The organism is Bacillus sp. EE-W1 (assembly GCF_009760835.1).
GTDB classification, from domain to species: domain Bacteria; phylum Bacillota; class Bacilli; order Bacillales; family Bacillaceae_G; genus Bacillus_A; species Bacillus_A wiedmannii.
This window is the reverse complement of sequence record NZ_WIPE01000074.1, coordinates 549445-575005: the sequence shown is the minus strand read 5'-3', so window position 1 is coordinate 575005 and position 25561 is coordinate 549445. Positions and strand designations below refer to the sequence as shown.

Sequence of the window (25561 nt, the reverse complement as noted above, 5' to 3'; positions counted from 1 at the left end):
ATGGCAGAACAATTAGTAGAAATGAACCAACAATTGGAAAATGCTAACGAAGCAATCGCTCTTTTTGGAGTCAATGATGCTCATTTGAAAGTAATTGAACGGGAATTGAATGTATCGATTGTAACTAGAGGTGAAACTGTTCATGCATCTGGAGCAGTTGAAACTGTGACACTCGTAGAAAAAATCTTACAGCAATTACTTGTTGTTATTCGAAAAGGTATATCAATTACTGAAAGAGATGTTGCGTATGCAATTCAGCTCGCACAACAAGGGAAAATTGCTCAATTTGAAGAGTTATATGAAGAAGAAATCTTTAAAACGGCAAAAGGTAAATCCATTCGTGTAAAAACAATGGGGCAAAGAAGATATATTCATGCAATGAAGAAGAATGATATTGTATTTGGAATGGGACCTGCTGGGACTGGGAAAACATACTTAGCTGTAGTAATGGCTGTGAGAGCTTTAAAGCAAGGGTATGTAAAGAAAATTATTTTAACGAGACCGGCTGTAGAAGCTGGAGAAAGTTTAGGTTTTTTACCAGGAGATTTGAAAGAGAAGGTAGATCCGTATTTACGTCCATTGTATGATGCTTTGCACGATATTCTTGGACAAGAATATACGCAACGTATGATGGAGCGAGGGGTAATTGAAATTGCACCTCTTGCTTATATGAGAGGGCGTACGCTCGATGATTCATTTGTTATTTTAGATGAAGCGCAAAATACAACGGGTGCACAAATAAAAATGTTTTTAACTAGATTAGGTTTTAGTTCTAAAATGGTTATTACGGGGGACCCTTCACAAGTAGACTTACCAAAAGGGGTAAAATCAGGGCTTTCGCTAGCTTCTAACATTTTATCTGGTGTATCAGGTCTTTCATTCATTACATTAGAACAAACGGACGTTGTGAGGCATCCGCTGGTGCAACGTATTATTGAGGCATATGATAAAATGGAATGATCCTATTTGTCAGGATCATTTCTTTTTGTATTAAGGTTGGCGAACGGCATATTTTTTACTATCATAAAAGATAAGAGAAATAAACTATAGGTGCTGGTGTATCAAAATGTTACTTAAAAGTATTGTTGGCTAGAAGAAATGAAAGCTATAAATAGTTTCACTTTATTTCTGGAGAGGAGAAGGTATTGAAATCATGTTAAGATCTGAAGAAATTTCTAAGTGGTTTCGTAATTTACAACATTCGAAAAAACTAAGTTGGATTTCTTACGTTTTATTAGGAGCAGTGCTGTTTTTTGCACTTATGAATAATGTAAAACCAGAGCAATTAGATGTTGATATGTATTCTATTGCAAAAAAAACAATTCATTCTCCTATTAAAATTGAAGATAAGGTTATAACGGACAGAAAAAAACAAGAGGCCGCTCAAAAAGTTGGAGATCAATATACATATAGAAGTGAATATAAACAAAATAGAGTAGATATTGTAAATGATGTTTTTGCTAAGGTAAATGAAGCAATTCAAGAGATGAAAGCTGCTGGACCTGAAGAGCAAAAAAAGATGACCGATGCAAATAAATTAGAAAAATTGAAGAAGAAGTTGCCATCTAATTTAACAAAGGAATTATCTGATGAAAATTTATTATATTTTATTAATGCAGAACCGGATCAATTAGAATTAGCAAAGAACGCGGCTCTAACGTCTATTAGTGTTATTATGGGTGGAAATATTAAAATGTCCGAAGAAATAGCAGCAAAAGAGCGATTTGTTAATGAAATGAAAAGCCTCAATGTGAATAGTGGATTGAAGGAAGCTGTGAACGCGCTAGGATCATATGCGATTACAGCAAATTATTTTTATGATCCGGCTGTAACGAAAGAGAAGAAGAAAGCGGAAGAAGATTTAATTCCACCTGTTTATATTCTTCAAGGACAAGTTATTGTTAGAGAAGGTGAAACAATTTCAAGTGATATGTATAATCAGTTGAAATTAGTCGGTTTATTAGAGAAAGGTAATAGTTTTCAGCCTTATGTTGGATTAGCAGTGCTCATTGGTGTGTTACTGTACTTTATGCATAAGCAGTTTGAAGTATTTTTACAGCGTAAAAGAGAAGATAGACCGTATATTTTAGCGTATATTACAATTTTATCTATCACGATTGTTTTAATGAAAACGATTAGTTTGTTTCAAAAGCTTGAATATGCAGGAATTGCGTATGTTGTCCCGGTTGCGATGGGAACAATACTTGTAAAACTAATGATTGGCGATCGATTTGTATTTTTAACAAGTATGATTTTTTCTGTGTGCGGAAGTATTATGTTTAATGAAGGGGTAACAAGTACACTGAATTATAGTGTAGGTATTTATGTGTTGTTAAGTTCATTATCAGTAAGCATTTTCTTAAGAGAAAAAAATCGTCGTACGATGATTTTGCAAGCTGGTATACTCGTTTCTATCTTAAATGTGGTCGTCTTAGCGGCGTTATTATTATTACGTAATGGGAATTTTTCACCTCTTGAAATTGGAACGCAATTATTGATGGCTTCCGTTTCAGGAATTATCTCATCCGTTTTGGCTATGGGGATATTACCATATTTAGAGAGTGGACTTGGAATTGTATCAAGCATGAAGCTTATGGAACTATCAAGTCCGAATCATCCGCTTTTACGTAGAATTTTGTTAGAAGCGCCAGGAACGTATCACCACAGTGTAATGGTAGCGAATCTTTCTGAGGCAGCGTGTGAAGCGGTTGGAGCAAATGGTGTATTAGCACGTGTAGGGGCGTATTATCATGATGTAGGAAAAACAGTACAACCGCAATTCTTTATTGAAAACCAGATGGGAATTGAAAATCCACATGATAAATTAGATCCTGTGACGAGTAAAGATATTATCATTGCTCATGTAACAGATGGAGTCAGAATGCTCGAAGAATACCATATTCCGCAAGAAATTATCGATATTGCTGGACAACACCATGGTACAACATTACTTAAATATTTTTATTATAAGGCGATTAAAGAAGATAAAGAAAAATATACAGAAGAGATGTTTCGCTATCCAGGATCAAAAGCAACTTCTAAAGAGTCGGCAATTGTTGGTATTGCTGATAGTGTTGAGGCGGCAGTACGTTCTATGAATCACCCAACGCCAGATCAAATTAATAATTTAGTACAAAGTATTATTAAAGATCGCCTGCAAGATGGGCAATTTAGTGAATGTGATTTGACGTTTAAGGAACTACAAATCGTTGGAAAAACGTTATGTGAAACGTTAAATGGTATTTTCCATTCGCGTATTACATATCCGGAACCACCGGAAGAGAAGGAGAAAGAATGAGTTTATTAATTGATTTCATTGATGAAACAGAAGAAGTGAAAGAAGAATATGTGAATTTAATTCGTGAGATATTAGAAAAAGCAGCTCAAATGGAAAAAATAGAGGATGGTGCGGAGTTATCAGTGACATTTGTAGATAACGAACGCATTCGCGAGATTAATCGTGATTACCGAGATAAGGATCAGCCTACTGATGTCATTTCCTTTGCTATGGAAGAAATGGGAGAAGGAGAAATGGAAATTGTAGGTGCAGAGATGCCTCGTATGTTAGGTGACCTTATTATTTCTATTCCGAGAGCGAAAGAACAAGCTGAAGAGTATGGACATTCTTTTGATCGTGAACTTGGCTTTTTAGCGTTACATGGCTTTTTACATTTACTTGGTTATGACCACATGACAGAAGAGGATGAAAAAGAAATGTTTGGAAGACAAAAAGAAATTTTAGAGGCATTTGGATTAGGTCGATGAAAAAAGGAAAACTTATAAATAGTTTTGGATATGCTATAGCAGGTATATTCTTTTGTCTTCGTCATGAACGCAATATGAAAATTCATTATGTAGCCGCAGTTATTGTTATATGCTGCGGCTTTTATTTCCATATTACGAAAGTAGAGTGGATGGTATTACTTATTGTAATAGGAATTGTAATGAGTTTAGAGATGGTAAATACGGCTGTGGAAAAAACAGTAGATTTAGCGACTACCGATATACATCCGTTTGCGAAAATTGCAAAGGATGTCGCAGCCGGATCGGTTTTATTGTTTGCGATAATAGCCGTTATAATTGGTGCTATTATCTTTTTGCCGTATGTGGTATAGTTGCATTCCAAAGCTTTTATGAAGCTTTGAAAGTGCCGTAAAGGCCTTTAATGAGAGAGTGTATCTATTCACAGCTGTGGACAGGAAGGATGCGGGAATATGAATAGTAAACAATTAATTCAAGAAGCAATCGAAGCGCGTAAACAAGCGTACGTACCATATTCTAAATTTCAAGTAGGTGCAGCATTATTAACACAGGATGGAAAAGTATATCGTGGATGTAATGTTGAGAATGCATCATATGGCTTATGTAACTGTGCAGAAAGAACAGCTTTATTTAAGGCGGTTTCTGAAGGAGATAAAGAGTTTGTAGCTATCGCGATTGTGGCGGATACAAAGCGTCCAGTACCTCCTTGTGGAGCATGTCGACAAGTTATGGTAGAATTATGTAAACAGGATACGAAAGTATACCTATCAAATTTACATGGTGACGTTCAAGAGACGACAGTCGGAGAATTGTTACCAGGAGCATTTTTAGCGGAGGATTTACATGAATAGAAAAGGTTATAAATCAGGTTTTGTCTCTATTATTGGCAGACCGAATGTTGGGAAATCTACATTTTTAAATCGTATTATCGGCCAGAAAATTGCCATTATGAGTGATAAGCCACAAACAACTCGTAATAAAATTCAAGGCGTATATACAGAAAATGATTCACAAGTAATTTTTATTGATACACCAGGAATACATAAACCTAAACATAAATTAGGCGACTTCATGGTGAAGATGGCTCAAACGACATTAAAAGAAGTTGATATTGTTCTGTTTATGGTCAATGCAGTTGAAGGATTTGGTCGCGGTGAGGAATTCATTATTGAGAAATTAAAAGAAACGAAACAACCAGTATTTTTAGTAATTAATAAAATTGACCAACTTCATCCAGAGCAATTATTAGAGTTAATTGATCAATACCGTAAACTATATGAGTTTGCAGAGATTGTACCAATTTCTGCATTAGACGGCAATAATGTGGATGCTTTAATTGGAACAATTAAAAAGTATTTACCAGAAGGACCGCAATACTACCCAGATAATCAAGTAACGGATCATCCAGAGCGATTTATTATTTCAGAGCTTATTCGTGAAAAAGTATTACATTTAACACGTGAAGAAGTGCCGCACTCTGTAGCGGTTGTTATTGATGCAATTCAAAAACGTGAGGGCGGAGCGGTTTATATAAACGCAACGATTGTTGTTGAACGTGCATCACAAAAAGGAATTATTATAGGTAAGCAAGGAAAGATGTTAAAAGAAGTCGGTAAGCGAGCTCGTTTTGACATTGAAGCATTACTTGGTTCTAAAGTATTTTTAGAAGTATGGGTAAAAGTGCAAAAAGATTGGCGTAATAAAATGTCTCAGCTTCGTGACCTTGGTTTCCGCGAAGACGAGTACTAAAATAGAGTAAATCTGTAATCAGCGGATGTTTTGTTCATCCGCTGATTATTGGTTTTTATGAGTTTTGATAAATTAGGAAAAATTTTTCTCACATGAAAATGGACAAAATGGGTCAATTTAATAACAACAAAGGAAATTGGTTTATAGGCTACGCTTATTGAGAAAGGTGGATTCTTATGCTAGATTTTACCTGGAAGTTTTTCTCCAAAACAGGAAGCATTGAAACGTACTTGCTTTTGAAAGAAATGGAAAAAGACGTAAACGATGAGATGGATCAACATGAAGAGGAGCTAGCGCATCTAGACTCTCCAATTTCTTGACCCGTTTTGTTCAAACCTTGGATGGTGACGAACATGTTTCAAAAAGTTGAGGGCATCGTTATCCGTACGACAGATTACGGAGAAACGAACAAGATTGTTACAATATTCTCAAGAGAATTGGGTAAGGTAAGTGCAATGGCAAGAGGAGCGAAAAAACCGAAAAGCCGGTTAGCATCTGTTTCGCAACTTATGACCCATGGTAATTTTCTTATTCAAATGGGATCTGGACTTGGAACTTTGCAACAAGGCGAGATTATTTCAACTATGAAAGAAATTCGCGAGGATATATTTTTAACTGCTTATGCATCATTTATTGTTGAGTTAACTGATAAAGCAACAGAAGATAAAAAACATAATCCATATTTATTTGAAATGTTATATCAAACGTTGCATTATATGTGTGAGGGTGTTGATTCAGAAGTATTATCATTAATTTATCAAACGAAAATGCTTCCGGTATTAGGGATGCGCCCGTACTTTGATACATGTGCGATTTGTCATCAAGAAACAGATTTTGTCGCCTTCTCTGTCCGGGAAGGCGGTTTTCTGTGCTCGCGTCATGCTGAGCAAGACCAGTATCGTATACCAGTGGGGGAAGCTGTTCATAAATTATTACGTCTTTTCTACCACTTCGATTTACATAGACTTGGTAATGTATCGGTGAAGGATAGCACAAAAAAACAAATGCGTTTAGTATTGAATACATATTATGATGAATATTGCGGGATTTATTTGAAGTCAAGACGTTTCTTAGAACAACTTGATAAGTTTCAAATATAATTTGGGGCCGTATACGGTCCTTTTTACATCCTATCTTTTTCAAATAGCATATTTAGTATATAATATTTAAGAGATAGTATAACTTTTTTCGTTGTGCATTAAAGGTGGTGATTATCATAGAGCTGAATAAACGGCAAGAACATATCATTCAGATTGTAAAAGATCACGGTCCTATTACAGGGGAGTCAATTGCTGCGCAATTAGGATTAACACGTGCAACACTAAGACCAGACTTAGCAATTTTAACGATGGCTGGTTATTTAGAAGCGCGTCCACGCGTAGGTTATTTTTATACGGGTAAAACCGGGGGGCAGCTATTATCTGAGGCTGTTAAGAAAATTAAAGTACAAGATTATCAATCTAGACCAGCTGTAATTGATAAAAATGTATCAGTATACGATGCGATTTGTACAATGTTTTTAGAGGACGTAGGTACCTTATTTGTTGTAGATCAGGCGATTCTATTAGTTGGTGTTGTGTCTCGTAAAGATTTATTAAGAGCTAGCCTTGGAAAGCAGGATTTAACCTCTCTTCCGGTTAATATTATCATGACAAGGATGCCAAACATTGCGATGTGTCGTAGAGAGGATTCTTTGTATGATATTGCGATGGAATTAATAGAAAGACAGATTGATGCGATGCCGGTTGTGAAAGATACGAAGCAAGGTTTAGAAGTGATTGGACGAATTACAAAAACAAATATTACACGTGCGTTTGTAAACTTAGTAAATAACGAATAAGTGTAATTTGTTTAAAGTGAGGTAATATAATGGATAATAAAATCGTATATGTCGTATCTGACTCTGTTGGAGAAACGGCTGATTTGGTTGTTCGAGCAGCGATGGGGCAATTCCCATTTGCTCCTGATATTAGACGTGTACCGTATGTAGAAGATACAGGGACATTAAAAGAAGTGATTTCGATTGCTAAGAGCAATCAAGCGCTTATTTGTTTTACGTTAGTAAAGCCTGACATGCGTCAGTATTTAGTGACAGAGGCTGCGAAAGAAGGCGTAGAGGCATATGATATTATCGGGCCTCTTATCGATCAAATTGAAGAAATTACAGGGCAAGTACCAAGATATGAGCCGGGTGTTGTTCGTAGATTAGATGAAGAATACTTTAAAAAGATTGAAGCGATTGAGTTTGCTGTAAAGTATGATGATGGTAGAGACGCGCGTGGTATTTTAAAAGCAGATATCGTGTTGATTGGGATTTCGCGCACATCAAAAACACCACTTTCTCAATATTTAGCTCATAACAAACGTTTGAAAGTTGCTAATGTACCGCTCGTACCAGAAGTAGATCCGCCTGAAGAGTTATATCAAGTGGCTAAAGAAAAATGCTTCGGTTTGAAAATTACGCCAGAGAAGTTGAATCATATTCGAAAAGAGCGATTGAAATCACTTGGACTAAGTGATGGTGCAACATATGCCAATATTAATCGTATTAAAGAAGAAATTGATCACTTTGAGAATGTAGTTGGTAAAATAAATTGTCAAGTAATTGATGTATCGAATAAAGCGATTGAAGAAACAGCCAACATTATTGTGAATGCAGTGCAAAACCAAAAATTGTTTTAGCACATTTACCAAAGGTGAATGTGCTTTTTTCGCTCGTGAGAAACACAATACCTGTTAATTTCGTAATAGATTATAGCGGAGTGGTTATACTTATATTCTTCTGTCTTTTTATTATGCTAAAGGCAGGGTTTCGTTATCCTGAAATAGAAGATGAAAAAATAAAGGGATATGTAGCGTAGTTGAAGAAAATATATTATAATAAAAAATTGTGATAAAAACCTATATTTTACGTTTAGACTTTAATTTTTCAGAATAAACTAGGGATAGGATTTACGAAAAGACATGTAATTACGTTAAATCGACAAAATCTATACAAGAAAACGCACATTATGGAAGGATTCGCAGAAGGGATGTAGAATACAGAAATATGCAAAACATCAATATCGTATTAGTTGATGCAGATGCATAGCCTGTGAATGCTGAAAATTGTGCAAGTTGGAACGAAAGTTCATGTCGAAATTTTGTTTGTCACATCGTATGCTCATCGTTTAAGGAAGTAGCAAGGGAAATTGGATCTACGTAGATACTGAATAAGCTACAGTTGATTTTTTATATGTATCAACATGCAAAAAAAACAGATCTCGTGATCACATAGGATATGGTGCTTGCTAGTCTTCTTGTAAAAAGTGTATATGTATTGTCTCCAGGAGGTACATTTGTAACAGGTGAGCAAATGGATACAATTTTATATAGTAGGTACGTATCTGCGAAATTACGCAGAAAAGGGCCTACAAAATCGTTTGATAACGTGATCGACAACACTTTCTAATAAGTTTAGAAAAAATATTGTCGAATTATAAAGGAATTTTTTAATTTTTATCGAATACAAAATACGACACGGAGATGGATTTATGGGGAACAGAATTCCCGAAGAAGTTGTTGAACAGATTCGGACGTCATCGGATATTGTAGAAGTGATTGGTGAATACGTTCAACTTAGAAAACAGGGGCGTAACTATTTTGGCCTTTGTCCATTTCATGGTGAGAATTCTCCTTCATTCTCTGTTTCATCTGATAAGCAAATTTTTCATTGCTTCGGATGTGGAGAAGGTGGAAATGTATTTTCCTTTCTAATGAAAATGGAAGGATTGGCTTTTACCGAGGCTGTTCAAAAGCTAGGTGAAAGAAATGGAATGGCGGTTGCAGAGTATACATCAGGGCAAGGACAACAAGAAGACATATCTGATGACACTGTCATCATGCAACAGGCTCATGAACTTTTGAAAAAGTACTATCATCATTTATTAGTAAATACAGAAGAAGGAAATGAAGCACTTTCGTATTTGTTAAAACGTGGTATTACGAAAGAGATGATTGAGAAGTTTGAAATTGGTTATGCGTCACCTGCTTGGGATGCAGCAACGAAAATTTTACAAAAAAGAGGTTTATCGCTGTCTAGTATGGAACAAGCTGGTCTTCTCATAAGAAGCGAGAAGGATGGTAGTCATTATGATCGCTTCCGTGGAAGAGTTATGTTTCCAATCTATACGTTACAAGGTAAAGTGATAGCGTTTAGTGGAAGGGCATTAGGAGATGACACTCCAAAATATTTAAATAGCCCTGAAACACCGATTTTTCATAAAAGTAAATTGTTGTATAACTTCCACCAAGCGAGGCCGTTTATTAGAAAGCGTGGGCAAGTGGTCCTTTTTGAAGGGTATGCCGACGTAATGGCTGCGGTAAAAAGTGGTGTGGAAGAAGCTGTCGCGACAATGGGAACAGCTTTAACTGAAGAACAAGCAAAACTTCTGCGACGTAACGTTGAAACTGTTGTTCTTTGCTATGATGGTGATAAAGCAGGGCGAGAAGCAACGATGAAAGCAGGGCAATTATTGCTAAAAGTTGGTTGCCAAGTGAAAGTTACATCCTTGCCAGATAAGCTTGATCCTGATGAATATGTGCAACAATATGGGACAACTGCTTTTGAAAATCTTGTGAAATCAAGTATAAGTTTTGTTGGTTTTAAAATAAATTATTTGCGTTTAGGGAAAAATTTGCAAGATGAGTCTGGCAAAGAAGAATATGTGAAAAGTGTTTTAAAAGAGTTATCGTTGCTACAGGATGCGATGCAGGCAGAATCATATTTGAAGTCATTATCGCAAGAATTTTCGTATTCAATGGAAACTCTTTTGAATCAATTGCACCAATATCGCAAAGAACAAAAGGTACAGCAAAAACAAGTAAAGCAGGTTTCTAAGCCGTCTCAAATTGTTCAAACAAAACCGAAGTTAACAGGTTTTGAAAGGGCAGAAAGAGAAATTATTTATCATATGTTGCAAAGTCCAGAAGTGGCTGTTCGTATGGAATCCCACATAGAAGATTTTCATACAGAAGAACATAAAGGGATTTTATATGAACTATACGCATATTATGAAAAGGGAAATGAACCTTCAGTCGGAACATTTTTAAGTTGGCTCTCTGATGAGAAGTTGAAAAATATTATCACTGATATTTCGACGGATGAATTTATTAATCCAGAATACACAGAAGAAGTGTTACAAGGCCATTTGGAGACGCTCAGCCGTCATCAAGAAAAACTTGAAAAGATGGAAATCATCTTTAAGGTAAAACAAATGGAAAAAACAGATCCTGTAGAGGCTGCTAAATATTATGTAGCATATTTACAAAATCAAAAAGCGAGAAAATAGCTTTTTTGATAAATTTTTAGTATAATGAATGTTTGTATCTCGCGTAAGGAGGGGAACAGATGGCTGACAAACCAGCTCGTTCTAAACAAATTGAAACTGAAATGACCCTTGAGCAAGTGAAAGAACAACTCACTGAGCTCGGAAAAAAACGTGGCGTTCTTACATATGAAGAGATTGCAGAACGCATGAATGGATTTGAAATTGAATCCGATCAAATGGATGAATACTATGAATATTTAGGTGAACAAGGGATTGACTTAGTTGGTGACAATGATAACGACGAAGGTCCTAATAATCGCCAAATTACAAAAGCGGAAGAAGAATTTGACCTTAATGATTTAAGTGTACCACCTGGGGTTAAAATCAATGATCCCGTTCGTATGTATTTAAAAGAAATTGGTCGTGTAGATTTACTATCTGCAGAAGAAGAAATTCGACTTGCAACGCGTATTGAAGAAGGGGATGAAGAAGCGAAACGTCGTCTTGCAGAAGCAAACTTACGTCTTGTAGTAAGTATTGCAAAGCGCTACGTGGGCCGTGGTATGCTTTTCTTAGACTTAATCCAAGAAGGGAATATGGGTCTAATTAAAGCGGTTGAAAAGTTCGATTATCGTAAAGGTTTCAAATTTAGTACGTATGCAACTTGGTGGATTCGCCAAGCGATTACACGTGCGATTGCAGACCAAGCACGAACAATTCGTATCCCAGTTCATATGGTTGAAACGATTAATAAGTTAATTCGTGTACAACGTCAATTACTACAAGATTTAGGACGCGAACCATCTCCTGAAGAGATTGGTGAAGAAATGGATCTTGCTCCAGAAAAAGTACGCGAAATCTTAAAAATTGCACAGGAGCCAGTTTCTCTTGAAACACCGATCGGTGAAGAAGATGACTCCCATTTAGGTGATTTTATTGAAGACCAAGAAGCAACATCGCCTGCGGACCATGCAGCGTATGAATTGCTAAAAGAACAATTAGAAGATGTGTTAGATACACTAACAGATCGTGAAGAAAATGTTCTACGTCTTCGTTTTGGTTTAGATGATGGACGAACTCGTACGCTTGAAGAAGTTGGGAAAGTATTCGGCGTAACGAGAGAACGTATCCGTCAAATTGAAGCAAAAGCACTTCGTAAATTAAGACATCCAAGCCGTAGTAAGCGTCTTAAGGATTTCTTAGAATAGGCTACCTTTAAGTTTACTTCACCTTTGTGAAGTAAACTTTTTTATTTTGTTAACTTTTGTTAAACTTTAGCTATCAGCAACGATTACAATTTCTTGTAATTTATTTTACAGAATTGTCTTTTGATTTGCAAATGCTCATTTTTCGATTTTTCGATTAATTTTGTGTATTCTATACAAAAATATATGTAGAAAAGTGAAAAATATGATGAGAAACGTTAATAATTATCGAAATAATAAGCGATATAACAATAAAAAACAATAAACTGAATTTATGGAATATTTTTAACGATTAGTAGTTTACTCTTTTCTGATAGAGCGTTTTCAAGTACAATGGAAATGACTGAATCATCTAACTATTTAGGGGTATAGAGGGGGGAGAAGAGATATGAAACGTAATCCGCTGATTCCGTTCGCTCTTATTGCAGCATTAGGTATTATCGTTATGTTTGTATTTTCATTTCAGGGGCTAAATAAATCTAAAGAGTTAGCTGATGCAAAAAATGGCGGGAAGCCAGCACAAACAGCATCAAAACCAGAGGATATTGTGAAGCAAAGCTGTACGAGCTGCCACGGTGATCAGTTACAAGGGGCAGTAGGACCTAATTTACAAAAAATTGGTGGAAAACTTTCAAAAGATGAAATTAAAGAAATTCTTTCGAAAGGAAAAGGAAATATGCCTGCCAATATAGTTCCAGCTGATCAAGCCGCTAAAGTAGCTGATTGGTTATCGAAGAAAAAATAAAGTTCCGTATGACAAGCCTTTTGCTTATGCAAAGGGCTTGTTTTTCTATATTTTCTAAAATACGATGAGTGATAGAGAAGTGAATTGTTTTTATAGGCTTGCAACAACGACTATAAATTCATTATCATGGAGACAGACTGACAAGAGAAGGAGTAATGGAAATACATGAATGAAGTAAAGCTTTCAAAACGATTAGAAGAAGTAGTGCGTGAAATACCGGTAGGATCTACAGTAGCTGATATTGGATCGGATCATGCGTATTTACCGTGTTATACAATTATAAATAATATTGCTACAAAAGCAGTTGCTGGAGAGGTTGTAGATGGACCATTTCGCTCTGCACAAGCAACTGTAGCTGAAAGTGGCTTACAAGATAAAGTAGATGTGCGTAAAGGGAATGGATTAGCTGTTATCGCGCCAGGAGAAGTAGATGTAATTACGGTTGCTGGAATGGGCGGAGCGTTAATTCGTGACATTTTAGAAAGTGGTAAAGAAAAATTAGAAGGGGTAACTCGTTTAATTTTACAGCCGAATATTGCAGCGCATCACATTCGTGAATGGTTTATTGAGAATGGATGGGAGCTTATCCATGAAAAAATCGTAAAAGAAGATGGGAAAATTTACGAGATTTTAGTAGGCGAGCGAGGAGACGTTGCGGTGCCTTATTCTGAAAATAAACAAGCGGAATTATTTATGGGACCATTTTTAATAAAAGAAAAAGGTGAAGCTTTCGTTGAAAAATGGGAAGGGGAATTGAAAAACTTCCAAAATATTTTAAAGCAGTTAGAACGTGCGGCTGATTCTGAAGAAACAAAAGCGAAGCGTGCGGAAGTAGAAGCGAAAATGAAAATGATACGGGAGGTTTTATCATGAGTAAAATTCCAAATGGCCATGAAATTATTTCTTTATTTGAAAGTATGTATCCGAAGCATTTGGCGATGGAAGGAGATAAGATTGGCCTGCAAATTGGAGCGCTTAATAAACCCGTACAACACGTATTGATTGCGTTAGATGTAACGGAGGAAGTTGTGGATGAAGCAATTCAATTAGGGGCGAATGTCATTATTGCGCATCACCCTTTAATTTTTAATCCGTTAAAAGCGATTCATACAGATAAAGCGTACGGAAGAATTATTGAAACGTGTATTAAAAATGATATTGCCATTTATGCAGCACATACAAATGTGGATGTTGCTAAGGGTGGGGTAAATGATTTACTTGCTGAAGGCGTTAGGATTGCAAAATACAGAAGTTTTGGCACCGACATATGCAGAAGAAATGAAAAAAGTTGTTGTGTTTGTGCCAGTAACTCATGCAGAAGAAGTACGAAAAGCATTAGGAGACGCAGGTGCTGGTCATATCGGCAATTATAGCCACTGTACGTTTAATAGCGAGGGTACAGGTACGTTTGTACCTCAAGAGGGAACAAATCCTTATATCGGGGAAACTGGGCAGTTAGAACGCGTAGAAGAAGTGCGAATCGAAACGATAATTCCAGCTTCACTACAGCGAAAAGTGATTAAAGCAATGGTAACGGCACATCCATATGAAGAAGTAGCATATGATGTGTATCCACTTGATAACAAAGGTGAAACATTAGGGCTTGGAAAAATAGGATATTTACAAGAAGAAATGACACTTGGACAGTTTGCGGAACATGTAAAGAAATCATTAGATGTAAAGGGTGCACGAGTTGTTGGGGATTTAAATGATAAAGTGCGCAAAGTAGCTGTACTTGGTGGCGATGGTAACAAATACATCAATCAAGCTAAATTTAAAGGAGCGGATGTATATGTAACAGGTGACATGTATTATCATGTTGCTCATGATGCGATGATGCTCGGTTTAAATATAGTTGACCCAGGACATAACGTTGAAAAAGTAATGAAGCAAGGTGTACAAAAGCAATTACAAGAAAAATTGGATGACAAGAAACTCAATGTACACATTCATGCTTCGCAATTACATACAGATCCATTTACATTTGTATAAGAAAAATAAAAACCGTTGCTTATAGGCAACGGTTTTTATTATTGTTCTTTTTTCACTTTTACACGAGGCAATATTTTTTGTAATGGTACTTTTCGAACTCTCTCCCATGTAGCGGGATTCATTGGATCATATTGATCTAAGAAAGCGATAACTTCTTTTGTAATTGGAGTTGGAGTAGAAGCACCTGCTGTAACAGCTACGTTTTCTACACCTTGTAGCCACTCTAATTTAATCTCACTTACGTCTGCAACGCGGTATGCTTTCGTACCAGCGATTTCTTGTGATACTTGTGCTAAACGGTTTGAGTTGTTACTTTTCGGATCACCGACAACAATTGTTAAGTCTGCAACATCAGCTTGTTTAGCGACAGCTTCTTGGCGAACTTGAGTTGCTAAACAAATTTCCTTATGGAATTCTGCTGTTGGGAATTTCTTCTGAATGTCCTCCATTAAATGTTGAACATCCCATTGGCTCATCGTTGTTTGATTTGTAACTAAAATTTTATCTGTTGGAATTTCTAATGTTTTTAAATCATCAGCTCTTTCGATAAGGTGAACGATGTCAGGTGCAATACCAACTGCACCTTCTGGTTCTGGATGATTTTTTTTGCCGATATAAATGACATGGTAACCTTCAGCTTTCTTTGCTTCAATAAGGTCATGTGTTTTTGTAACATCTGGACAAGTGGCATCGATTGTCGTTAAACCTTTTTCTTTTGCACGTTGTTTAACTTCTGGAGAAACACCGTGTGCAGTGAAAATAACAGTACCAGAATCGATTTTATCTAAAATTTCTAATCGACTTGGACCGTCTAATGTAATGATGCCATCTTCTTCGAATGCATCTGTTACATGTTTGTTGTGAACAATCATACCTAAAATATAAATAGGTCTTGGTAATGATGTATCTAATGCGGCGTTACGTGCAATAACCATCGCGTCCACAACACCGTAGCAATAACCACGAGGGGAAATTTTAACAATTTTCATATGAGTAATCCTCTCCTTCTAAACAAGGGATACTTTTGTGCATAGTCTTTTACATTATAAAGGAGGAATGGATAGAAAACAAAGGATTGTTACACATATAGTTTTGGTTTTGTTGCTATTTTTTGAACAGGCTCCTCTCGTAATTCTTTTTCTATGACAGGCTCAATCACTATTTTTTTTCTTTTTCTTTTTTTTTGTGGAGGAGGCGGAGTTGCTACCTCAACCTTTTCTGTTATGTCTTCAGTTGGATTTTTAGTTGGATCTTCTTCCGTACTTTTTCCAGAGGTGAGGATTTTAACAATGCTTGGTAGGTTACGCATAATAGGACCGTACTGTTCGACGACAGGGCTTACAGATTGAACGACTTGGGATACTTTTTCAATATTGTTTATCATATTAGTTGGATTCGAAATTAAATTTGCAAAAAAACTGCCGATGCCGCTACTTGATGCTGCTGTAGTTGCTGCACCGCCGCGCGTTTCATTTGATTCATACATTTGAGGGGGAATCATTTGCTCTGGATGTTGCTGCATGTATGGTTGATATTGTTGTGAGTATTGCTGCGGGTATTGTTGTTGGTATTGGTATTGGTATTGTTGTTGGTATTGGGGCGGCGGTTGCTGGTGCATCATTGGCGGCGGTTGCTGGTGCATCATTGGCGGCGGTCCATCCATTTGTCGATAAGGTGGAACCATTTGCATGAAAGGCTCGGTTGGATCGTGTTTTTTAAAGAGTTTAGCAAGGAACCCTTTCTTTTTTTGTGCCATCGGTGGTAGTTGTGGAATTGGATATGGTGTATAAGGTTGCTGTCCTTGATTCGGATACATTTGCCTTGTGTGGGATTTTGGAAACATGTGAGAAATCCTCCTTTCTTCAGTTAGGTATATACACATACAATATGCAATAAGAGGGAAGAAGGTTAGTTTTTGAAGTAAAAACCTAAACTAAAGATGGATTTTACTTGTAGATTTCGATATAATGTAGACTTGGCTGATTTGTGCGCGCAGTAGAAATTTAGAAAGAAGGTGTAACTTATGACACAACAAACTTTTACACAGTATGATTTTAAACCATTTTTAATAGATGCAGTTCGTGAACTACGCTTTACAGAGCCGACAGGAATTCAAAAGAAAATTTTCCCGGTCGTGAAAAAAGGTGTAAGTGTAATTGGACAATCCCAAACAGGTTCTGGGAAAACACATGCATACTTACTTCCTACATTGAACAGAATTAATGCAAGTCGTGAAGAAGTACAACTTGTTATTACAGCGCCTACTCGTGAGTTAGCACAACAAATTTACGAAGAAATCGTGAAATTAACAAAGTTTTGTGCGGAAGATCAAATGATTACAGCACGTTGTTTAATTGGTGGAACTGATAAACAACGATCAATTGAAAAGTTGAAAAAACAACCTCATATTGTAGTTGGAACACCAGGACGTATTAAAGATTTAGTGGAAGCACAAGCATTATTTGTTCATAAAGCAAATACTATTATTGTCGATGAAGCAGACTTAATGCTTGATATGGGATTCATTCATGATGTAGACAAAATTGCATCACGCATGCCTAGAAACCTGCAAATGCTAGTTTTCTCTGCAACAATTCCTCAAAAACTAAAACCGTTTCTGAAGAAATATATGGAGAATCCAGAGCATATTCATATCAATCCAAAACAAGTTGCGGCTGGGAATATTGAGCATTATTTAGTACCTTCTAAACATCGTAACAAAATCGATTTAGTGAACAAAATGTTGCTACAATTTAAACCGTATTTAGCAGTTGTTTTCACGAATACGAAGAAGATGGCGGATCAGGTTGCTGACGGATTAATGGAACGTGGCTTAAAAGTTGGACGAATTCACGGAGATTTATCACCGCGTGATCGTAAAAAAATGATGAAACAAATTCGTGATCTTGAATTCCAATATATTGTTGCAACTGATTTAGCAGCACGTGGTATTGATATTGAAGGAATTAGTCATGTTATTAACTACGAACTTCCATCAGATTTAGATTTCTTCGTTCACCGCGTTGGAAGAACAGCACGTGCGGGGCATTCAGGTATTGCAGTGACGATTTATGATCCAGCAAACGAAGAAGCGTTAGATAGTTTAGAAAAACAACGTCATATTGAGTTCAAGCATGTAGAGTTACGCGGAGATGAGTGGGCGGATTTAGGTGAACGTCGTCGTCGTAAGAGCCGTAAAAAACCAAATGATGAACTTGATGTTATGGCAACGAAAGTTATTAAAAAGCCGAAAAAAGTAAAACCAAACTATAAACGTAAACTTGCAACAGAACGTGATAAAGTGAAGAAAAAATATAGCAATAAAAAAAGATAAGGGGAGCCCCCTTATCTTTTTTTATCCGGATATTTGCGGGATAATAATCGGTGGGGAATGAAAAAACACTGATTAAAGTTTCGGTGTAGCTAGTTACAATTTGCGTAGTGTTTTAGGAACAAACAATTCGCTACATATTTCTACAAATTATGCTATCATTATATCTATTGTATATTGAAGAGGTGATTGTATGTTAAAGATTGGATCTCATGTTTCTATGAGTGGTAAGAAAATGTTATTAGCAGCAAGTGAAGAGGCTGTTTCATACGGTGCAACGACGTTTATGATTTATACAGGTGCACCGCAAAATACACGAAGAAAACCAATTGAAGAATTGAACATAGAAGCAGGAAGAAAACATATGGAACTAAACGGTATTGAGGAAATTATCGTACATGCGCCATATATTATTAATCTTGGGAATACGACGAAGCCAGAAACATTCCAATTAGGTGTAGACTTCCTTCGCATGGAAATTGAAAGAACATCGGCATTAGGTGTAGCGAAACAAATCGTTCTTCACCCAGGTGCGCACGTTGGTGCAGGAGCGGATGCTGGTATTCAACAAATTATTAAAGGGCTTAATGAAGTATTAATGCCAGAGCAGACGGTTAACATTGCGTTAGAAACGATGGCAGGAAAAGGAACAGAATGCGGTCGTAGCTTTGAAGAAATTGCAAAGATTATTGATGGTGTAAAATATAATGAAAAATTATCAGTATGCTTTGATACGTGTCATACGCACGATGCAGGATATGATATTGTAAATGATTTTGACGGCGTATTAAATAAATTTGATAAGATTGTTGGTATGGATCGTTTGCAAGTACTTCATATTAATGATAGTAAAAATGTATGCGGCGCAGGAAAGGACCGTCATGAAAATATCGGCTTCGGTCATATCGGTTATAAAGCGTTACATCATATTGTGCATCATCCGCAGTTAATGCACGTACCAAAAATTCTTGAAACGCCATATGTAGGTGAAGATAAAAAAGATAAGAAGCCACCATATAAATTAGAAATCGAAATGCTGAAAAATGGTACTTTTGATGAAGGAATTCTTGAGAAAATTAAAGCGCAATAAGCAATAAGGAGGGGATTTTCCCCTCCTTATTTTAGTAGTTGCTGAAATAAAGTATTTACTTGTTGGGCAGTAGCAGGGGAGGTTACTTTTGCTATTTGTTTTAAGAGCTCTAGCCGTTCGTCATTATCGTAAATGTTAATATTCTTTCCTTTCATAAGTAAAACAATTTGATCCGCTTGTGCAGTCGTAATAGAAACTTCATATTCTTTACTATATTTCAATAACTCTTTTGTAGAAATATGATTTAATTTTTTATTTACAAGTTGTTTAATGAGGTTCATCGAGTTATCCTCCTTCACACGTTCTTCTATCGAAATATATGAGTACGTAGCTTGTACATATTCGTATAGAGTTTCTTTTTCCATGAGAAAAAGAAGCGTATGTTATAATATAAGGACAAAACTATAGAAAAAGAGTATAAGGAGGACCTATGGAACAAAAGCAACATCGAAAAGAAAGTGTTATCCATCTTATTTATCGTTTAGTTATGATTATTTTTGGGGCAGCATGCGCAGCGGTAGCGATTGAACTATTTTTAATGCCAAATAAAATTATTGATGGTGGAATTATTGGTATTTCTCTTATATTAGATTATCTTACTCCTAATATTTGGTGGTTAAGTTTCTCTACTTTAGTCGTTATTCTCAATATCCCATTTATGTATTCAGGTTATAAGCAAATCGGGAAAACGTTCATGTTATCTTCGGCGTTCGGTATTGTAGCTTTAGCGTTTATTGAATCAACGTTACATGCTGTTCCGCCATTTACAACAGAGCCGATTTTAGCAACAGTGTTTGGTGGTCTTATTTTAGGTATTGGTGTAGGGCTCGTTATTCGCCATGGTGGATCAATGGACGGAACAGAAATTATGGGTATTTTATTAACGAAGAAATTACCTTTCTCTGTTGGCGAATTTGTAATGTTTGTGAACTTATTCATTTTTGCATGGGCAGCATTTGTATTTGGTGTTGAACAAGCTATGTATTCTGTTATGACGTACTATATCGCATTCAAAACAATTGATACAGTCATTCAAGGTTTAGATGAAACGAAAGCAGTTTTAATTGTATCAGATCAATATGAGGAAGTATCAAATGCGATTTTGCATCGTCTTGGTCGTGGAACTACAAAGCTTGTAGCGAAAGGCGGTTACACGGATAAAGAAAAAGAAGTTATTTATGCAGTTGTAACGCGTCTGGAAGTGACGAAGTTAAAATCAATTGTGTATGAAATTGATGCGAATGCGTTTGTTACGATTATGAATACACAAGAGACAAATGGTGGTAAGTTTAAATCGGCTATCCACTAGAAAATTTATCCAGTAAAAACCCTCGCCAATCGTTAGGGGATGGCCTCATCTGATTAAGGTTTCATTTTATAGGAATATTTTTCGGAAGCAGAGAATTTTTCTCTGCTTTTTGTTATAATAGTAAGGTTTCTTGAAAAAATTGATATATTTTAGGCAGATTGGTTTACAACTATAATAAGCTGTACTATAATTCAAATAGATATAAATCGGAATCATTCTGAATTAAAATAGGTGAGATGCTATGAATAATATATTAGAAATAGAAGGATTGTCATTTCGATATGAAGATCGAAATGTGTTAGAAGATATTAATTTGCAAGTTCCGAAGGGAGCTTTTTTAGGTTTAGTTGGGCCAAATGGTTCTGGGAAATCTACTTTGCTAAAATGTTTATTAGGCGTTTTAAAGCCAAAACAGGGAAGTATTCGTTTGTTTGGTGTTGACAGTAAGAAGTTTAAAGAATGGAACAAAGTTGGTTATGTGTCGCAAAAGGCAAATAGCTTTAATTCTGGTTTTCCGGCCACTGTTTTTGAAGTTGTATCAATGGGACTCGTTTCGAAAAAAGGGCTGTTTCGCTTTTTCACGAAAAACGATAAGGAAAAGGTAGAAAAAGCGATTGCTGATGTAGGGATGAGTGCGTTTCAAGGGCGCAATATCGGAGAACTTTCTGGTGGACAACAACAGCGTGTATTTATTGCTCGTGCGCTCGTTAGTGATCCTGAATTACTTATTTTGGACGAGCCCACTGTTGGAATCGATGTGAAGAATGTAGAAAGTTTTTATGAGATATTAGAGGATTTAAACAAAAGGTTAGGAATCACATTAATTCTCGTTACTCATGATATGGGAGCTGTTACAGAGAAGGTAACACATGTTGCATGCTTAAACCAACATCTACATTTCCATGGAAATGTAGAGAAGTTCCGAGAGTTAGAAGATGCAGAAATGTCCGTCTTATATGGACATCATGTTCATCGTTTAGAACACGAGCATGAGCATCACGGGAGGATATAATGATACAAGATTTTTTACAATATGACTTTTTACGGAACTCTTTATATGCAGGGATTTTAATAGGACTTGTTGCGCCGCTTATCGGTGTATTTGTTGTCATTCGCCGAATGTCGCTTATTGCGGATGCTTTAAGTCACGTGACATTATCGGGTATTGCTGCAAGTTTACTACTAGAAAAAACAATTTTCACAGGAGGATTTTTAAATCCGTTATATATGGGAATGATTTTTTCTATTGGTGGGGCGTTACTAATTGAAAAATTACGTACTGTATATAAACATTATCAAGAATTAGCAATTCCGATTATTCTTTCAGCAGGAATGGGGATTGGGGTTATTTTTATATCACTTGCAAATGGATTTAACACTGATTTATTTAGTTATTTATTTGGGAGTGTAAGTGCTGTAACAAGTACGGATTTAGTAATCATCGGCATTGTAGCAATTGTTGTTATTGTAACGATCACTTTATTATACAAAGAGTTATTTTTACTATCGTTTGATGAGGAATATGCTGTATCAACCGGTTTGAGTGCAAAGTGGATTCACTTTATTTTCATTATATTGGTTGCTCTTGTTATTGCAGTATCAATGCGTGTAGTAGGGGTTCTTCTCGTATCATCATTAATGACGTTACCAGTTGCAGCAAGTATTCGTATTGCGAATGGATTTAAACAAACAATTTTCTTTTCCATTTTATTTGGTGAAATTGCAGTAATTGGTGGAATGTTTGCTTCATATCAACTTGATCTAGCACCAGGTGGTACAATTGTTATGATAGCAGTTCTTATTTTAATTGGTGCAATTTTATGGAAAAAGAAAAAAACTGCATAAAGTAGGGATAGATATGAATCTAACAGAAGCTTTACGCCTAATGAAAGATAAAGGATACAAACATACGGGGAAAAGGGAAGAAATGCTCAGGTTATTTGCAGCTCACAATCGTTATTTAACGGCGAAAGACGTTTTAGAGCATATGAAGGATGATTATCCAGGTCTTAGCTTTGATACGATTTATCGTAACTTAACGGTGTTTGCTGAAATCGGTGTTTTAGAACAAACGGAATTAAATGGTGAAAAACATTTTCGTTTTACATGTTCTATTATGGAACATCATCATCATTTTATTTGTTTAGATTGCGGGGGAACGAAAGAGATTACTTCCTGCCCGATGGATTTTATGAATAAAGATTTTAACGGTTATGAAGTAACCGGTCATAAGTTTGAAATATATGGCCGTTGTCCAAAATGTGCAAAATAAGAACTCGTCGGTTACATAACTGACGAGCTTTTTTACGTAAAAAAGAAGGTTGCCCACAAATATTGTGGCAACCTTCTTTTTATTGTTCTTGTGTTTCTTTTTCTTTTTCTTTTTCTCGTTCAGCAGCCATTTCAGCAGCAATTACATCAATTTCTTTTTTCAGTTCTTCTACCATTATTTCTTCTGGTACTTTACGAACAACTTGCCCTTTACGGAATAATAATCCTTCTCCACGTGCACCGGCAATACCGATATCAGCTTCACGAGCTTCACCAGGACCGTTTACAGCGCAACCAAGTACTGCAACTTTAATTGGTACTTTTAGTGTAGAGATGTATTCTTCCACCTCGTTAGCGATGCTAATTAAATCAATTTCAATACGACCACAAGTTGGACAAGAAATAAGTGTTGCTGCATTAGATGCAAGACCGAATGACTTTAATAGTTCACGCGCAACTTTTACTTCTTCAACTGGGTCAGCACTTAATGAAATACGTAGTGTATTTCCGATGCCTTTATTTAAGATTGCGCCAAGACCAGCGGCACTTTTTACAGTTCCGGCAAATAATGTTCCGGATTCTGTAATACCTAAATGTAATGGGTAATCAAAAGCACGAGCAGCTTTTTCATATGCTTCAATTGCTAAGTTAACATCAGAGGCTTTCATAGATACGATAATATCGTGGAAATCTAAATCCTCTAAAATTTTAATGTGATGTAGGGCGCTCTCGACCATACCATCTGCAGTTGGGTATCCGTACTTTTCTAAAATGTGACGTTCTAATGAACCTGCGTTTACACCGATACGGATTGGAATACCGCGTTCTTTTGCTGCATTTACAACAGCTTCTACTTTATGGCGACGACCAATGTTACCTGGATTGATACGTACTTTATCAATGCCACCTTCAATTGCTTTTAAAGCAAGACGATAATCAAAATGAATATCAGCAACAAGTGGAATGTTGATTTGTTTTTTAATATCAGCAATAGCATTTGCTGCGCGTTCGTCTGGAACAGCAACACGGACGACTTGACAGCCAGCTTCTTCTAAACGTTTAATTTCAGCAACTGTTGCTTCAACATCATGTGTTTTTGTTGTTGTCATACTTTGTATAATTAATTCATTATTACCGCCAATTGTTAAATTACCGACTTTAACTGGACGTGTTTTTGTACGATGAGTCATTTCATTCACGAATAGATCGCTCTCCTTATAAAAGAAGTTTCTTATTTAGTCCCTCATATCAATGAAAGTATACGTGATACAGGGCTATAGAAACCGAAGTGCTCGGTTTCACTTTTACTATTGTATCAGCGCCTTGATGTAATTGACAAGGATTAAGTGATTGCTCATTGATATAACGGGAATTTATAAGACTTTCCAATTTGTATTTTTGTAGCAGATGTACTTTTGTTTAGTTGTTTAAAGTCATCAATTACCTTTTCAATGGAAGGGATTTTTTTCTTATTGATTTGTTCGGTAATAGAAAGAACTGTCTCACCTGTTTTGACTTCGATTGTTTTATAAGTTACATCTGTTTCTTTTTCTGCTTTGTTCTCTTTCTTTTGTTTTGTATCTGTATTTTCTTGCTTTATCGTTTGGGCAGCGGTTGTTTTTTTATATGAACTTAACATCGGTAAAGTGCCGATTTTTATATCGTAATAAAATATATAACCAAGAACAAGCACGAATAAGAATATACCTAATCTTTTCATATTCTTCACTCCTTTGCTAGGAATATATGCTTGTCCAAAAAAAAAATGCCTATTTAGGCATTTTTTCGTTTTTATTTTTCTTTCGGTTTTGGAACTTCTTTAATCGTTAAGTAAAGAACAATTAAAACAACTGCGATATAAATGAATGTTGAACCAGGTACAACAATTTTGAATAGATCCATAATCATAAAGAAGATTGTTGGAATTGTGTAGCTGTATGCAGTTAACGTCCATACTTGCTTATAAGATAATTTACGTTGACCGCTCATAGCAGAACCTATAAACGCAAGTAAAGTAATTCCTAAGAAAGTAATAAACAATTGGAATAGATATACTAACACGCCGATAACAGCTAGTAAAATTGGATAAATACTATCGAATACAGAAATGAAATCTTGCAAGTCTTTCTTCTCAAGAGATGTCCCTAATAAATCATTATAGGAGTATGTTTGTGTTTGACCATTTCCTATAGAAACTACTTTATCTTTTAAAATAAATAAACCAGTTTTGTTTTGATATGTTTCTATATCTGTTGTATTGGGATCAAATACGAAAAGAGCATCTCCTTCTTCCTTTAGAATAGGTTGTTCAATATCTGCTTTTAGTTCACCGTTTTCGATTTTAAAATCAGGTAAATCTTTTTCAATTGCTTGATTTACCATGGTAACACTATCTTGAATAAAGCTGCCGTAAAAGAATGTTCTTGGAATAGTAGTGATTAGACAAAGTAGCATAATATACAAAATGGTTTTTCCGATTTTTTGAAAACGGAATAACGCCATATCTTTAGGCGAATATACGCTTTTTGCTAATTGGGTAAATATGGACATAGATTCACTTCCTTTATGTATGTATAAAATCATTGTAACGTAGGAATCTAGAGAATCTCAAGATATATTATATTTACATATAGTGGAGATAACTAAATTTCTTTTTATTAATTTTCTTCTTTTATATGAGAAAAATACAATTGACACTTTTCTTTGCCATATGGTAAATTTATCTTACATTTCTTAAAGGATATATCCGATAGGAATTCCTTTATTTGATATGTTGTTACATACATAATTGTGGACCC

The 25561-nt window shown here is 35.8% G+C and carries 27 protein-coding genes and 1 pseudogene; 22 read left to right on the top strand and 6 right to left on the bottom strand.

Annotated features, from left to right (window positions below):
- The 16 genes and pseudogenes from GFJ36_RS22310 to GFJ36_RS22240 all read left to right on the top strand — a co-directional run bounded on the left by GFJ36_RS22310 (position 1) and on the right by GFJ36_RS22240 (position 14762).
- Positions 1–960, top strand: a complete 960-nt coding sequence (locus GFJ36_RS22310) for a PhoH family protein (protein WP_000840500.1) — start codon at positions 1–3, stop codon at positions 958–960.
- A gap of 193 nt (positions 961–1153) precedes the next feature.
- Positions 1154–3298, top strand: coding sequence for an HD family phosphohydrolase (locus GFJ36_RS22305; protein ID WP_048541521.1), 2145 nt, complete (start codon positions 1154–1156; stop codon positions 3296–3298).
- The gene (gene ybeY, locus GFJ36_RS22300) at positions 3295–3765 is read left to right on the top strand and encodes an rRNA maturation RNase YbeY (protein ID WP_000054689.1); all 471 of its coding nucleotides are present in this window, start codon (positions 3295–3297) and stop codon (positions 3763–3765) included. The genes GFJ36_RS22305 and ybeY overlap by 4 nt, the downstream gene beginning before the upstream one ends.
- Positions 3762–4115 (top strand): diacylglycerol kinase family protein, encoded by a 354-nt coding sequence (locus GFJ36_RS22295; protein WP_000715485.1) that lies wholly within the window; start codon positions 3762–3764, stop codon positions 4113–4115. Before ybeY ends, GFJ36_RS22295 begins: the two co-directional genes overlap by 4 nt.
- 99 nt (positions 4116–4214) lie before the next feature.
- Positions 4215–4613, top strand: a complete 399-nt coding sequence (locus GFJ36_RS22290; protein WP_001086294.1) for a cytidine deaminase — start codon at positions 4215–4217, stop codon at positions 4611–4613.
- Positions 4606–5511, top strand: a complete 906-nt coding sequence (gene era / locus GFJ36_RS22285; RefSeq protein ID WP_001080239.1) for a GTPase Era — start codon at positions 4606–4608, stop codon at positions 5509–5511. The genes GFJ36_RS22290 and era overlap by 8 nt, the downstream gene beginning before the upstream one ends.
- A gap of 176 nt (positions 5512–5687) precedes the next feature.
- Entirely contained in the window at positions 5688–5831 is a 144-nt protein-coding gene (locus tag GFJ36_RS22280) for a YqzL family protein (protein WP_000883924.1), read from the top strand.
- A gap of 33 nt (positions 5832–5864) precedes the next feature.
- Complete coding sequence (gene recO, locus GFJ36_RS22275; protein ID WP_000487012.1) at positions 5865–6611, top strand: DNA repair protein RecO; 747 nt, start codon at positions 5865–5867, stop codon at positions 6609–6611.
- A 107-nt stretch (positions 6612–6718) separates the two neighbouring features.
- Entirely contained in the window at positions 6719–7351 is a 633-nt protein-coding gene (ccpN, locus tag GFJ36_RS22270; protein WP_002077328.1) for a transcriptional regulator CcpN, read from the top strand.
- 29 nt (positions 7352–7380) lie between these two features.
- A complete protein-coding gene (locus GFJ36_RS22265; protein ID WP_000368941.1) occupies positions 7381–8193 on the top strand; it encodes a pyruvate, water dikinase regulatory protein in 813 nt (270 codons plus the stop codon).
- 598 nt (positions 8194–8791) lie between these two features.
- Complete coding sequence (locus tag GFJ36_RS30280; RefSeq protein WP_179862445.1) at positions 8792–8962, top strand: DUF188 domain-containing protein; 171 nt, start codon at positions 8792–8794, stop codon at positions 8960–8962.
- 82 nt (positions 8963–9044) lie between these two features.
- Positions 9045–10841 carry a DNA primase gene (gene dnaG, locus GFJ36_RS22260; protein WP_000528234.1) on the top strand — a complete coding sequence of 599 codons (1797 nt, stop codon included), beginning with the start codon at positions 9045–9047 and terminating at the stop codon, positions 10839–10841.
- A gap of 59 nt (positions 10842–10900) precedes the next feature.
- Positions 10901–12028 carry an RNA polymerase sigma factor RpoD gene (gene rpoD, locus GFJ36_RS22255; RefSeq protein WP_000764061.1) on the top strand — a complete coding sequence of 376 codons (1128 nt, stop codon included), beginning with the start codon at positions 10901–10903 and terminating at the stop codon, positions 12026–12028.
- 385 nt (positions 12029–12413) lie between these two features.
- Positions 12414–12770 carry a cytochrome c550 gene (gene cccA, locus GFJ36_RS22250; protein ID WP_000828141.1) on the top strand — a complete coding sequence of 119 codons (357 nt, stop codon included), beginning with the start codon at positions 12414–12416 and terminating at the stop codon, positions 12768–12770.
- Positions 12771–12935: 165 nt separating this feature from the next.
- Positions 12936–13643 carry a tRNA (adenine(22)-N(1))-methyltransferase gene (locus tag GFJ36_RS22245; RefSeq protein ID WP_088608156.1) on the top strand — a complete coding sequence of 236 codons (708 nt, stop codon included), beginning with the start codon at positions 12936–12938 and terminating at the stop codon, positions 13641–13643.
- Positions 13640–14762: pseudogene (locus GFJ36_RS22240) on the top strand (Nif3-like dinuclear metal center hexameric protein). The gene GFJ36_RS22245 and the pseudogene GFJ36_RS22240 overlap by 4 nt, the downstream one beginning before the upstream one ends.
- Before the next feature lie 38 nt (positions 14763–14800).
- Here the strand turns inward: GFJ36_RS22240 and GFJ36_RS22235 are convergent.
- Both GFJ36_RS22235 and vrrA read right to left on the bottom strand, forming a co-directional pair.
- The gene (locus GFJ36_RS22235) at positions 14801–15751 is read right to left on the bottom strand and encodes a 4-hydroxy-3-methylbut-2-enyl diphosphate reductase (RefSeq protein ID WP_087985254.1); all 951 of its coding nucleotides are present in this window, start codon (positions 15749–15751) and stop codon (positions 14801–14803) included.
- 89 nt (positions 15752–15840) lie between these two features.
- Positions 15841–16605 (bottom strand): VrrA/YqfQ family protein, encoded by a 765-nt coding sequence (gene vrrA, locus GFJ36_RS22230; RefSeq protein WP_157349736.1) that lies wholly within the window; start codon positions 16603–16605, stop codon positions 15841–15843.
- A gap of 180 nt (positions 16606–16785) precedes the next feature.
- Between vrrA and GFJ36_RS22225 the strand changes: the two genes are divergently transcribed.
- Positions 16786–18096, top strand: a complete 1311-nt coding sequence (locus tag GFJ36_RS22225) for a DEAD/DEAH box helicase (RefSeq protein WP_000194012.1) — start codon at positions 16786–16788, stop codon at positions 18094–18096.
- A gap of 190 nt (positions 18097–18286) precedes the next feature.
- Entirely contained in the window at positions 18287–19183 is an 897-nt protein-coding gene (locus GFJ36_RS22220; protein ID WP_088064422.1) for a deoxyribonuclease IV, read from the top strand.
- A 26-nt stretch (positions 19184–19209) separates the two neighbouring features.
- Here the strand turns inward: GFJ36_RS22220 and GFJ36_RS22215 are convergent, their stop codons facing one another.
- Entirely contained in the window at positions 19210–19464 is a 255-nt protein-coding gene (locus GFJ36_RS22215; RefSeq protein ID WP_001048965.1) for a DUF2624 domain-containing protein, read from the bottom strand.
- 149 nt (positions 19465–19613) lie between these two features.
- Between GFJ36_RS22215 and GFJ36_RS22210 the strand changes: the two genes are divergently transcribed.
- The 4 genes from GFJ36_RS22210 (at position 19614) to GFJ36_RS22195 (ending at position 22764) form a co-directional block, all read left to right on the top strand.
- Positions 19614–20492 (top strand): YitT family protein, encoded by an 879-nt coding sequence (locus GFJ36_RS22210; protein WP_000435955.1) that lies wholly within the window; start codon positions 19614–19616, stop codon positions 20490–20492.
- 241 nt (positions 20493–20733) lie between these two features.
- The gene (locus GFJ36_RS22205; RefSeq protein WP_001059648.1) at positions 20734–21504 is read left to right on the top strand and encodes a metal ABC transporter ATP-binding protein; all 771 of its coding nucleotides are present in this window, start codon (positions 20734–20736) and stop codon (positions 21502–21504) included.
- Positions 21504–22337 (top strand): metal ABC transporter permease, encoded by an 834-nt coding sequence (locus GFJ36_RS22200; protein ID WP_087985252.1) that lies wholly within the window; start codon positions 21504–21506, stop codon positions 22335–22337. Before GFJ36_RS22205 ends, GFJ36_RS22200 begins: the two co-directional genes overlap by 1 nt.
- A gap of 13 nt (positions 22338–22350) precedes the next feature.
- Positions 22351–22764, top strand: a complete 414-nt coding sequence (locus GFJ36_RS22195; RefSeq protein ID WP_001054512.1) for a Fur family transcriptional regulator — start codon at positions 22351–22353, stop codon at positions 22762–22764.
- Positions 22765–22843: 79 nt separating this feature from the next.
- Here GFJ36_RS22195 and ispG read toward each other — a convergent pair whose 3' ends face one another.
- From ispG to GFJ36_RS22180, 3 genes are all read right to left on the bottom strand, one after another.
- On the bottom strand, positions 22844–23953 hold the full coding sequence (ispG, locus tag GFJ36_RS22190) for a flavodoxin-dependent (E)-4-hydroxy-3-methylbut-2-enyl-diphosphate synthase (protein WP_122950842.1): 1110 nt from the start codon (positions 23951–23953) through the stop codon (positions 22844–22846).
- Positions 23954–24117: 164 nt separating this feature from the next.
- Positions 24118–24483, bottom strand: a complete 366-nt coding sequence (yqfZ, locus tag GFJ36_RS22185; RefSeq protein ID WP_048541536.1) for a protein YqfZ — start codon at positions 24481–24483, stop codon at positions 24118–24120.
- 71 nt (positions 24484–24554) lie between these two features.
- Positions 24555–25313 (bottom strand): DUF1189 domain-containing protein, encoded by a 759-nt coding sequence (locus GFJ36_RS22180; protein WP_000021902.1) that lies wholly within the window; start codon positions 25311–25313, stop codon positions 24555–24557.
- Positions 25314–25561 lie beyond the last annotated feature (248 nt).